This is a genomic window from Streptomyces capparidis (genome assembly GCF_054782095.1).
This window is the reverse complement of the sequence record NZ_BAAGTD010000037.1, coordinates 77153-89130: the sequence shown is the minus strand read 5'-3', so window position 1 is coordinate 89130 and position 11978 is coordinate 77153. Positions and strand designations below refer to the sequence as shown.

Sequence of the window (11978 nt, the reverse complement as noted above, 5' to 3'; positions counted from 1 at the left end):
CGGCGCGCCGGCGGGTGCGCCGGGGCGCGGGCGCGGGCCCCGCGGCCTCGGGCGCGGTCTCGGGCCGCGGCTCCGCGGCCGGTTCGGGGGCCGTCTCGGGGGCGGCCTCGGCGCGCTTGCGGGTGCGGCGGGCGCGCTTGGGCTTCTCCGGCTCCTCGCCCGCGGCCTCCTGCTGCTGGAGCGCCTTCGCGGGCGCGTCCTGCGCGGCCACGGCGGCCTGCTCCGGCGGTATCGACCGGACGGTGTCCGCGGCGGCGTCCGCGTCCGCGGCCTGCGCGGCCCCGGCGGCGGGCGGTCCCGCGGGCCGGGACGCGGCCCTGCGGCGGCGGCGCGGTGCCGCCTCGGCGGAGGGCCGGTTGTCGTCGGTGGATTCGGTTGTCGTGGGGTCGCTGGGTCGCGACGTGTCGTTCGGCTCGGTGTTCTCGAGCATGCGGGCGGTTCTCCCGTCACGCTCCCGGGCGCCGCGCCGGATCCGGCAGGGCCCCGCTCGGGGCGGTGCCGCGTCCGGGGCGCGGGCGCCGCACGGGAGCTGTAGTCTCGCTCGTCGGCGCCGTCTGGGCGGCGCCGACGAAAGTCTTGTGTGTCAGCGCATCGGCCGGGCCCGGGTGGCTCCCTGGTGCCGCGGCGACGCATGCGACGACGGCTCCTACGCGGAACCTGCCTGCGCGCCCCCGCGAACGGGGGTGTCCCCGACTGCGGACAGCCGGGCGGTCGTGGAAACAACGGCCGTGGCGGCGTCGCGGTCGGACGCGAACGGGTCGGTCACCGTGCCGGACTCCTCATCGAGCGGCCCCTGCGCCAGCCTGGTCACCGCTGCGGGGACCGGCGGCGCCAGGTCGGCCGTCGCACGGAGGCCGGACAGGACGTCGTCAGGTCGTACGGCAGGTGTCAGATGCCGAACAACCAGCCGCAGTATCGCACAGGCACTGCCTTCCAGCCTATCGGCCCCGCGTTCGAGACCGCCGTCGGCCGCCGCGGCCACCTGCTCCTCCGCCTCGTCCACGACGTCGAGAGCGACCACGGCGCCGCGCGCGTCGAACACGCGGACACCGCTCTTGGTCATGCGCTCGACCTCGACCCGCTCCTGCGCGAGGAACTTCTCCACCGCGGCCTCGGCGTCCTGACGGGACACCCCGTCCAGCCGCAGCCGCCACACCGAGGCCTCCAGCCGTTCGGCGAAGTTCGGCGTGCGGACCTCGACCGCCTCGATCACGTCGAGGCCGGGGGCCAGGGACTCGTCGAGCAGGGCACGCAGCCGCTCCGGATCGCGCTCCTGGGTCAGCGCGATCTCCAGGTACTCGGCCTCACTGCCCACACCGGTGGGTGCGGCGTTGGCGTAGGAGACCTTGGGGTGCGGGGTGAAGCCCGCGGAGTACGCCATCGGAACCTCGGCCCGCCGCAGCGCGCGTTCGAAGGCGCGCTGGAAGTCGCGGTGGCTGGTGAACCGAAGGCGGCCGCGCTTGGTGTAGCGCAGCCTGATGCGCTGCGCCACGGGTGCGGGCGGCGGCCCTTCGGGCTGTCGGCGTCCCAGTGTCGTTCAGTCCCTCGGCAGTCGGTGGTCGCTTACAGGTCAAGGGTACGCGGACCGGCGACCGCCGTGCTCGCCGCGTACGCCACCGGGCCGCGCCCCCGAGGGGGACACGGCCCGGTGCGGGCTCAGCGGCCGGGTCCGGCTAGCCGTTCACGACCGTCAGGGGCAGCAGCTTCTTGCCCGTGGGGCCGACCTGGATGGAGGTGTCCATGGCCGGGCACACCCCGCAGTCGAAGCACGGGGTCCAGCGGCAGTCCTCCACCTCGACCTCCTCCAGGGCGTCCTGCCAGTCCTCCCAGAGCCAGTCCTTGTCCAGGCCGGAGTCCAGGTGGTCCCAGGGCAGGACCTCCTCGTGGCCGCGCTCGCGGGTGGTGTACCAGTCCACGTCCACGACCTCGTCGGCCAGCGCCTTCTCGGCGCAGCGCATCCAGCGCTCGTAGGAGAAGTACTCGCGCCAGCCGTCGAACCGCCCGCCGTCCTCGTACACCGCGCGGATGACCTTGCCCAGGCGGCGGTCGCCGCGGGAGAGCAGGCCCTCGACGATACCCGGCTTGCCGTCGTGGTAGCGGAAGCCGATGGCCCGGCCGTAGCGCTTGTCGGCGCGGATCGCGTCCCGCAGCTTCTCCAGCCGCGCGTCGGTCTCCTCCGCGCTGAGCTGCGGCGCCCACTGGAACGGGGTGTGCGGCTTGGGCACGAACCCGCCGATGGACACCGTGCAGCGGATGTCGGAGCGGCCGGAGACCTCGCGGCCCTTGGCGATGACGCGCTTGGCCATCTCGGCGATCTGGAGGACGTCCTCGTCGGTCTCCGTCGGCAGGCCGCACATGAAGTACAGCTTCACCTGGCGCCAGCCGTTGCCGTACGCGGTGGCGACGGTGCGGATCAGGTCCTCCTCGGAGACCATCTTGTTGATGACCCTGCGGATGCGCTCGGAGCCGCCCTCGGGGGCGAAGGTGAGACCCGACCTGCGGCCGTTCCTGGTCAGCTCGTTCGCCAGGTCGATGTTGAACGCGTCCACCCGGGTCGAGGGCAGGGACAGGCCGATCTTGTCGTCCTCGTACCGGTCGGCGAGGCCCTTGGTGACGTCGGCGATCTCGGAGTGGTCGGCCGAGGACAGCGACAGCAGGCCGACCTCCTCGAAGCCGGTGGCCTTCAGGCCGCGGTCCACCATCTCGCCGATGCCGGTGATCGAGCGCTCCCGCACCGGACGGGTGATCATCCCGGCCTGGCAGAAGCGGCAGCCCCGGGTGCAGCCGCGGAAGATCTCCACCGACATCCGCTCGTGCACCGTCTCCGCCAGCGGCACCAGGGGCTTCTTGGGGTACGGCCACTCGTCCAGGTCCATCACCGTGTGCTTGGTGACGCGCCACGGGACGCCGGAGCGGTTGGGGACGACGCGGGCGATCCGGCCGTCGGGCAGGTACTCCACGTCGTAGAACCGCGGCACGTACACCCCGCCGGTGCGCGCCAGGCGCAGCAGCAGCTCCTCGCGGCCACCGGGGCGGCCCTCGGCCTTCCACGCCCTGACCACCTCGGTGATCTCCAGGACGGCCTGCTCGCCGTCGCCGAGCACGGCGCAGTCCACGAAGTCGGCGATCGGCTCGGGGTTGAACGCGGCGTGGCCGCCCGCGATCACCACCGGGTCGTCCTCGCCCCGGTCGGCCGCCTCCAGCGGGATCTCGGCGAGGTCGAGCGCGGTGAGCAGGTTGGTGTAGCCGAGCTCCGTGGAGAAGCTGACGCCGAAGACGTCGAACGCCTTGACGGGGCGGTGCGCGTCCACGGTGAACTGCGGCACGCCGTGCTCGCGCATCAGCGCCTCGAGGTCGGGCCACACGCTGTAGGTCCGCTCGGCGAGGACGCCCTCGCGCTCGTTGAGGACCTCGTAGAGGATCATGACGCCCTGGTTGGGCAGGCCGACCTCATAGGCGTCCGGGTACATCAGCGCCCACCGGACGTCGGCGGAGTCCCAGTCCTTGACCGTGGAGTTCAGCTCGCCGCCCACGTACTGGATCGGCTTCTGGACGTGCGGGAGGAGGGCTTCCAGACGGGGGAAGACCGACTCGACAGGCATGATCCTTGGCTTTCGTGACGTGGCAGGGGGTGACCCCTCAGGGTAACCCACCGCCATGGCGCGGCTCAGCCGGTCAGCGCCGCGCGGTGGCGCTTGCGCGACGCCTCCCGCCACACCGCGCCGAACCGCTCCGCGGCCAGCTCGCAGGCCCGCCCCTGGCGCTCGTGCAGCAGGCCGTAGGTGAACGCGTTCTCGCCGCTCGCGTGGGCCTGCGCGGCCAGCTCCCGCAGGGCCTGTCGGGCCACCACGCCGTCCTGGTACTCCCCCAGCACCTCCTGGACGGCCTTCATCCGGTCGGCGAACGCCTTGGCGGGCGCGCCGAGCGCCGGGGCCGCGGCCTCGCCCGCGTAACGGGCGCGCTTGGCGGCCTTGCGCACCTCGTGCCGGTCCTCCTCGGTGCGCGCCGAGGCCACGCGCCGGGCCAGGCGGCGGTAGTCGCGCAGCACGCACTCGGCCAGCACCCGGGAGGCCGGCCGCGCTGCGGCGGGCAGCAGCGGCGGGTCGGCGAGCAGGGCGTCGAACGCGTCGAGCAGCGCCAGGTGGCGGGGGCTGTCCAGGGCGGCGAGGACGCGCCTGCGGGTGCCGGAGCGGCGCTGCGCGGACCAGGTGCGGAGCCTGCCCCGCACCGGGCCGAGCACCTCGCCGCGGGGCAGCGGGTCGAGCAGGGCGCGCAGGTGCTGGTCGAGCACCTCGCGGTCGCGGTCGGCGCCCAGCTCCGCGCCGAGGTGGCGCAGCTCGTCGGCGAGCGCCCGGGTGGCCTCGGGGTCCAGGACGGAGCGGAACGTGCGCAGGGCGCTGCGTGCGCGGCGGCAGGCGACGCGGGTGCGGTGGACGGCGTCGGGCAGGTCGCGGCGGACGGCCGCGTCCAGGTCGGCCAGGGCGTCGGCCTGGACGCGCAGGTAGGCGAGGACGGCGTCGCCCGCGGTGATCGGGGCCTTGCCGCCTTTCTTCTTCCCGCCCTTCCGGGTGTCCTTCGTCTGCGTGCTCTTGTGCTGTGCGGTCTTCTTCGGTGCGGTTTTCTTCGGTGCGGTCCTCTTGGGTGCGGTCTTCTTGGGTGCGGTCTTCTCGGACGGGGTCTTCCGCTGTGCCGTCTTCTCCCGTCCCCGCTGCCGCTCGCCCCCGCCCGGCACCCGGTCCCCCAGGGCCCGGGCCAGCTTGGACGCGGAGGTGCTGCGGGTGATGCCCGCCTCGGCGAGCCGCCGTTCCACCGCGTCGAGCAGCGCCGGGTCGCCGGCGGCGAGCTCCACCTCGATCTCGGCCCAGGCGCGCGTCGCGCCGTCGGCCTCGGCGGTCACCCGGTCGCAGACGACCTCGGCGAGGACCCGGCCGTCGGCGTCGAGCAGGCGGTACGGCCGCCTGGTGGTGCGCAGTCGCGCGACGGGGACCAGTGGGGCGCCGCGGGTGCGGGCGCGGACCAGCCTGACGAGCTGCGGGGGGACGGCCTCCGAGGCGCGCGGGGGCAGCCGGATCTCGTCCCTGGTGTCGGGGCCCACCGGGAGCTTGAGGTGCCATCCGGCGTCGTCGCCGCCGCCGCGGCGGCGCAGGGTGGTGCCCGCGGCGGCCAGGCGCAGGTCGGCGGTGTCGTAGTAGACGGCGTCGAGCGCCACCTCGTCCAGGGCGGCGACGGACGCGACGCCCTCCACTCCGCCGAGGTCGGGCAGCCCGTGCTCCCCGGACGCCTCGTACTTCCGCTCGATCTCCCGTACCGCGCCGACCATCCGTGCCTCCTGGCTGCTCGCAGCCACCAAAACACGGCTCGCCCGCCGCCCGCCAGATCCCTCCTGGCGGAAAATCGCCGGACGGGCGCCCGCGGGGCCGGGCCGTGGGGGCGGGGCTGGTGCGGGACGCGGCGTGAGGGGGTGGTGGGACGGCGGTGGGGGGCGGTGCCGTGCGGTGCGGACGGCGGGTGGGGGCGCCGCGGGAGCGGACGGGCGCCCGTCCCGGCGCGGGCCGGGCTCGCCGTGCCCCCGCGGGGTCGGCGAGCCCGGCCTCAGGCCGAGACCGGGCGCTGCATCTTGATGGACTGGAGGAGGCCCACCGCGATCCACACCGCGAACATCGACGTGCCGCCGTAGGAGACGAACGGCAGCGGCAGGCCCGCGACGGGCATGATGCCCAGCGTCATGCCGATGTTCTCGAAGGACTGGAAGGCGAACCAGGCCACCACCCCGGCGGCCACTATCGTGCTGTACAGGTCGCTCGCGTTCCGCGCGATCCGGCAGGCCCGCCACAGGACGACGCCCACCAGCAGGATCAGCCCTCCGGCGCCGACGAAGCCGAGTTCCTCGCCCGCCACGCTGAAGATGAAGTCGGTCTGCTGCTCGGGCACGAACTGGCCCGAGGTCTGGCTGCCCTCGAACAGCCCCTTGCCGAACAGGCCGCCGGAGCCGATCGCGATCCGCGCCTGGTTGGTGTTGTAGCCGACGCCCGCCGGGTCGAGCGCGGGGTTGGCGAACGCCGCGAAGCGGTCGATCTGGTACTGGTCGAGGACGCCGAGCCGCCAGATCGCCACCGCCCCGCCCACACCCGCGGCGATGAGACCCACCACCCACCGGTTGGAGGCGCCCGAGGCGAGCAGCACCCCGAGCACGATGATGGCCATCACCATCACCGAGCCCATGTCCGGCATCAGCAGGATGATCCCCATCGGCAGGGCGGCCAGCACCAGCGCCTGCACCACGGTGCGGTGGTCGGGGTGCTCGCGGTCGCCCGCGTCCACCTTGGTGGCCAGCAGCACCGCCATCCCCAGGATGATGGTGATCTTGGCGAACTCCGCGGGCTGGATGGTGAACCCGCCGCCGACGACCAGCCAGGCGTGGGCGCCGTTGATGGTGGTGCCGAGCGGGGTGAGGACGGCTCCCAGCAGCAGTATCGACAGGATGTAGAACACGGGCACGGCGCCGCGCAGCCGCCGGTGGCCGATGGCCATGACCGCGCACGCCAGCAGGACCCCTATGGCGATGTTGATGATGTTGCGCCACAGGAAGTACTGCGGGTCGCCGTTGTTGAGCTCGGTGCGGCCGCGGGTCGCCGACCACACCAGCAGCGACCCGATCCCGGACAGCAGCAGCGCGCCGAGGATCAGTATCCAGTCCATCCGCCACAGCAGCGAGTCGCGGGCGAGCAGGCGGCCGAGCGAGGAGCGCGGCGGTGAGTACCGCTGGACGGTGTAGCCGGTGCTCGTCATGGCGTGTTCCGGGTGTGCTGGGCCTTGCGGGTGTGGTGGGCGGTGCGTTCCGGCGGCAGGGCGGCGACGGCGGGCAGGGCCACGGCGGCGGCGCGCCCGTCGCCGGAGGGCGCCGTCACCCGCGGGGCGTCGGCGGTCGCGTACCGGGCGGTGCCCCCGGCGTCCCGGGTGGCGGGCTCGGCGGCCAGGGAGGCCTGCTGGATCGTCCCGTCCTCGCCGATCTTCGGCAGGTCCTTCTTCGGCTTCGGCAGCAGCGCCTTCCCGGTGTCGATCGACCCGTCCTCCTGGACGCCGTACAGCGCGCTGTAGAGGTTGCGCACCGCGGGCGCGGAGGCACCGGAGCCGGTGCCGCCCTGGGAGATCGTCATCACGATCGCGTAGTCCTCGGTGTAGGACGCGAACCAGGACGTGGTCTGCTTGCCGTAGACCTCGGCGGTGCCGGTCTTGGCGTGTATCGGGATCTCGTCCTGCGGCCAGCCCTGGAAGCGCCAGGCGGCGGTGCCGGTGGTGGAGACGCTCGCCAGGGCCTGGTCCATGTAGTCGCGGGTCTCGCGGTCCATCGGCAGCTTCGCCTTGGCCCTGGGCTTGATCTCCTCGACCCGCTTGCCGTCCGCGCTGACCACGGCCTTGCCGACGCTGGGCTCGTACAGGGTGCCGCCGTTGCTGATGGCGGCGTAGATGTTCGCCATCTGGATCGGCGTGACCAGGGTGTCGCCCTGGCCGATCGAGTAGTTGACGGTGTCGCCCGCGCGCATCTTGAAGCCCTCGGCGCAGTTCTCCCGCGCGATCTGGGTGGCGTAGTCCTTCTTCTTGGACTTCGCCTGCTTGCACCAGGCGTTCTTGTTGGCCTTGTAGTAGTCCTTCTTCCACTGCCGGTCCGGGATGCGCCCGGGCACCTCGGACGGCAGGTCGATGCCGGTGGTGGAGCCGAGGCCGAACTGCTCGGCGGTCTTGAAGAACCAGTCCTTGGTCTTCTTCTTCGGCGTGTTGCCGCCGTCCTTCTTCCACTCCTCGTAGGCGAGCCGGTAGAAGACGGTGTCGCAGGAGACCTCCAGCGCGCGGCCGAGCGAGATCGAGCCGTAGCCCTTGGACTCGAAGTTCTTGAAGACCTGGCCGCCGATGTTGAACGAGGAGCTGCACTCGTAGGAGCCGTCCGCCGGGTACCCGGCGTTGACGGCGGCGGCGGTGGAGACCACCTTGAACACCGAGCCGGGCGCCGACTGGCCCTGGATGGCCCGGTTGAGCAGCGGGTAGTTGGACTTCTCACCGGTGAGCTTCTTGTACTCGCGGGCGTTGATGCCGCCGACCCACACGTTCGGGTCGTAGGTGGGCGCGCTGGCCATGGCCACGACCCGGCCGGTCTTCGCCTCCATCACCACAACGGCGCCGGAGTCCGCCTCGTACTTGCGCTGGGTGTTCCTGTCCCACCCCTTGCGGGCCTCCTTCATCGCCTTGACCAGCTCCTTCTCGGCGAGCCCCTGCACGCGGGCGTCGATGCTGGTGACGATGGAGGAGCCGGGCCTCGCGGCGGTGCTGCCCGCCTTGCCGATGACGCGGCCGAGGTTGTCCACGCGGTAGCGGGTGACGCCCGCGGTGCCGCGCAGCTCGCTGTCGTAGGTGCGCTCCAGGCCCGAGCGGCCGACCTGGTCCGAGCGCAGCAGCGGCGGCGCGGCCGACTCCCCGTTCTCGGCGGCCCGCTCGCGCTCGGCGATCTCCTCGTCGGTGACCGGGGAGAGGTAGCCGAGGACCTGCGCGGAGGTGGCGCCGTCGGGCGCGGGGTAGCGGCGCACGGCGGTGGGCTCCGCGGTGATGCCGGGGAACTCCTCGCGGCGCTCGACGATCTGGAGGGCCTGCTTGGTGGTGGCCTCGTCGGTGATCGGGATGGGCTGGTACGGCGAGCCGTTCCAGCACGGCTGGGGCGTCTGCGCGTCGCACAGCCGCACCTTGTCGGTCACGTCCTCGACGGGCATGCCGAGCACCCCGGCGAGGCGGGTGAGCACGGCCTTGCCGTCGTCGCGCTGGCGCAGCAGCTCGGTGCGGTCGGCCGAGACCACCAGGCGGTTGACGTTGTCGGCGAGCGGCACGCCGTTGGCGTCGAGGATGGAGCCGCGCACCGCGGAGGTGACGACCTCCTGGACCTGGTTGCGCGACGCCTGCTCGGTGTACTCGTCGCCGTTGCGGATCTGGAGGTACCACAGCCGTCCGCCGAGGGTGAGCAGCAGCGAAAGGACGAGGATCTGTATGGCGACCAGCCGGATCGCCACCCTCGGGGTGCGGCCGGTCTCCGGGATGTTGCTCATGGGCGCTTCCCCAGCTTGCCGATGCCGTCGGAACGGGTGAGGGTGCGGGACAGACCGCCGCGGCGGCCGCCCATCCGGGACCGACCGGTGCGCGCCAGGCCCTGCCTGCGGCCGGTGCGGCCGATCCGCCCGACGCCCCCGGGCCGCCCGGTGAGGGTGAAGCGGCTGCCGCCGCCGCCCCCGCTGGACAGCCAGTTGCCCGCGGCGGCGCCGGTGGTGCCGCTCTCCCCGGCGGCCGCCACCGGATCGTGTTCGAGCTTTCTGGCCAGCGCCATCACCCAGGGCACGGTGAACGGCGCGAGCAGCAGGTCGTACAGCAGCGCGGACAGGGCGAGCCCGGTGATGCCGACGTTGCGGGCCGCGGTGTCCCCGACCAGGGAGCCGACGCCCGCGTGCAGCAGCGTGCCGCCGACGGCCGCGGTGGCGACCACGAACATCGGCGTGGCGATGGAGCGCAGTTGCCCGGTGTCCGGCTTGACCAGCCCCGCGACATAGCCGATCAGGCAGAGCACCAGCGCGAACCGGCCCACGGCGTGGTCGGCGGGCGGGGCGAGGTCGGTGAGCAGCCCGGCGCCGAAGCCGACGAAGCAGCCGCCGACGGGCCCGTAGACCATCGCCAGGCCCAGCACCACCAGCATCGTCAGGTCGGGCACCGCGCCGGGCAACTGGAGCCTGGCCAGGACGGTGACCTGGAGGACCAGGGCAACCACCACCAGGACGGACGAGAGCAGGATCCGGTTGAGGGCGGTCATGCGGTCAGCCTCTCCTCGTGCCTGCGGTGCCTGCGGTGCCTGCGCCGGTGCGCTGCTCGTCCCCGGCCGTCTTCTTCCCCGAGCTCTTCTCCGAGCCCTTCTGCGCGCCCGCGGACGCCCGGGGCTTCGGCGGCAGCACGCTGTCCCGCGGGTCCTCGCGGGGCGCCTGCACCACCACGCCGACGAGGTCGAGCCTGGTGAACTTCACGAACGGTTCGACCTCGACGGTGCGGGTGAGGTTGCCCGCCGCGGGCTCGACCTCCACCACCGTGCCGACGGGCACGCCCGGCACGAACGGCCGCCCGCCCTGCGAGCCGAAGGTGACCAGCCGGTCGCCCTTCTTCACGTCGGCCTTGGCGTTGAGCAACTGCACCCGCATCGGCCGGTCGCCCTGCCCGGTGGCGAAGCCCAGCTCGCCGGTCTTCTCCAGGCGGGTGCCGACGGTGAAGTCCGGGTCGGTGGCCAGCACCACGGTGGAGGTGGACGGGCCTACGGTGGTGACGCGGCCCACCAGCCCGTCGCCGTTGAGGACCGTCATGTCGCGGGTGATGCCGTCCTCGCTGCCGACGTCGATGGTGACGGTCCAGGAGAAGCCCTGGGCCGCTCCTATCCCGACGATCTGGGCGGCCTTGACGCGGTACTGGCCCGCGCCCGCCGCCCCCAGCAGCCGGTCCAGCTCCGCGGCGCGCCGGTCGTCGGCCGAGCGCCCGGCGAGGCGCTGCTTGAGCTCGGCGTTCTCCCGCTCCAGCTCGGCCACGCGGCCCGCGCGGTCCCCGGACTCGCGCACCGCCGCCATGGCGTCCCCGATGGGATCGACGGCGGAGGACACGCTCTCCTGCGCGGGCCCGAAGACGGAGGCGGCGGCCGAGCGCGCCCCGTCGAACGGGGACTCCTCACCGCCTCTGAGGTCGACGGTGATCAGCGCGAAAGCGATCGCGACCAGCAGCACCAACAGCAGCCGGCTCTCTCGGGTGTCCCTCACGTGCGCGGCTGTGCCTTCCCTCTAGGAATGGTGGAACGAAAAGCGGTGCGCCCGCCGGGCGCCCGCCGCCCCGGGAGGCGGGGCGGCGGCTCAGCGGCGGGGCTGCGCGTCCAGCACCTGCTGGAGCGCCTCGAACTCCTCCACGCACTTGCCCGCGCCCAGGGCCACCGAGTCCAGCGGGGACTCGGCGATGTGGATGGGCATCCCGGTCTCGCGGCGCAGCCGCTCGTCCAGGCCGCGCAGCAGGCCGCCGCCGCCGGTGAGGACGATGCCGCGGTCCATGATGTCGCCGGACAGCTCGGGCGGGCACTTGTCGAGCGTGGTCTTGACCGCGTCCACGATCGCGTTGACCGGCTCCTCGATGGCCTTGCGGACCTCGGTCGCGGAGATCACCACGGTCTTGGGCAGGCCGCTGACCAGGTCGCGGCCGCGGATCTCGGCGTGCTCGTCCTCCTCGGTGACGGCGAACGCCGAACCGATCGTCATCTTGATGTGCTCGGCGGTGCGTTCGCCGAGCAGGAGCGAGTACTCCTTCTTGATGTGCTGGATGATCGCGTTGTCCAGCTCGTCGCCCGCGACGCGGATGGACTGCGCCGTGACGATCCCGCCGAGGGAGATCACCGCGACCTCGGTGGTGCCCCCGCCGATGTCCACCACCATGTTGCCGGTGGCCTCGTGCACCGGGAGTCCGGCGCCGATCGCGGCGGCCATCGGCTCCTCGATGATGTGCACGGTGCGCGCGCCAGCCTGCGAGGACGCCTCGATCACGGCGCGCCGCTCCACGCCCGTGATGCCCGAGGGGACGCAGACGACGACGCGCGGCCGGGCCAGGTAGCGGCGGCGGTGGATCTTCAGGATGAAGTACCGCAGCATCCGCTCGGTGATCTCGAAGTCGGCGATGACGCCGTCCTTCAGCGGGCGGATCGCCACGATGTTGCCCGGCGTCCGGCCGATCATCTTCTTCGCCTCGGCGCCGACCGCCAGGATCCCGCCCGTGTTGGTGTTGATGGCCACGACCGACGGCTCGTTCAGGACGATGCCCCGCCCTCTGACGTACACCAGCGTATTGGCGGTTCCGAGGTCGACAGCCATGTCACGGCCGATGAACGACATGTTGTTCGCCATGGGTATGCGGAAGCCTTCCCGAGCTGGAGC

Annotated in this window: 8 protein-coding genes and 1 pseudogene; all 9 read right to left on the bottom strand. The window is 73.0% G+C overall.

Annotated features, from left to right (window positions below; all coding sequences use genetic code 11):
- Window positions 1-430 (bottom strand): annotated as a pseudogene (locus tag ACYVO2_RS26230) (Rne/Rng family ribonuclease); the annotation flags it as partial.
- A 216-nt stretch (window positions 431-646) separates the two neighbouring features.
- Entirely contained in the window at window positions 647-1492 is an 846-nt protein-coding gene (locus tag ACYVO2_RS26225; RefSeq protein WP_461010459.1) for a TIGR03936 family radical SAM-associated protein, read from the bottom strand.
- A 181-nt stretch (window positions 1493-1673) separates the two neighbouring features.
- Window positions 1674-3602 (bottom strand): TIGR03960 family B12-binding radical SAM protein, encoded by a 1929-nt coding sequence (locus ACYVO2_RS26220; protein WP_461010458.1) that lies wholly within the window; start codon window positions 3600-3602, stop codon window positions 1674-1676.
- 65 nt (window positions 3603-3667) lie between these two features.
- Window positions 3668-5320, bottom strand: coding sequence for a CYTH and CHAD domain-containing protein (locus ACYVO2_RS26215; protein ID WP_461010457.1), 1653 nt, complete (start codon window positions 5318-5320; stop codon window positions 3668-3670).
- 272 nt (window positions 5321-5592) lie between these two features.
- The gene (gene rodA / locus ACYVO2_RS26210) at window positions 5593-6789 is read right to left on the bottom strand and encodes a rod shape-determining protein RodA (RefSeq protein ID WP_461010456.1); all 1197 of its coding nucleotides are present in this window, start codon (window positions 6787-6789) and stop codon (window positions 5593-5595) included.
- The gene (gene mrdA / locus ACYVO2_RS26205) at window positions 6786-9089 is read right to left on the bottom strand and encodes a penicillin-binding protein 2 (protein ID WP_461010455.1); all 2304 of its coding nucleotides are present in this window, start codon (window positions 9087-9089) and stop codon (window positions 6786-6788) included. Before mrdA ends, rodA begins: the two co-directional genes overlap by 4 nt.
- Window positions 9086-9841, bottom strand: a complete 756-nt coding sequence (mreD, locus tag ACYVO2_RS26200; protein WP_461010454.1) for a rod shape-determining protein MreD — start codon at window positions 9839-9841, stop codon at window positions 9086-9088. The genes mrdA and mreD overlap by 4 nt, the downstream gene beginning before the upstream one ends.
- A gap of 4 nt (window positions 9842-9845) precedes the next feature.
- Complete coding sequence (gene mreC, locus ACYVO2_RS26195; RefSeq protein ID WP_461010453.1) at window positions 9846-10823, bottom strand: rod shape-determining protein MreC; 978 nt, start codon at window positions 10821-10823, stop codon at window positions 9846-9848.
- Window positions 10824-10913: 90 nt separating this feature from the next.
- The gene (locus tag ACYVO2_RS26190; RefSeq protein ID WP_461010463.1) at window positions 10914-11936 is read right to left on the bottom strand and encodes a rod shape-determining protein; all 1023 of its coding nucleotides are present in this window, start codon (window positions 11934-11936) and stop codon (window positions 10914-10916) included.
- Between the last annotated feature and the right edge of the window lie 42 nt (window positions 11937-11978).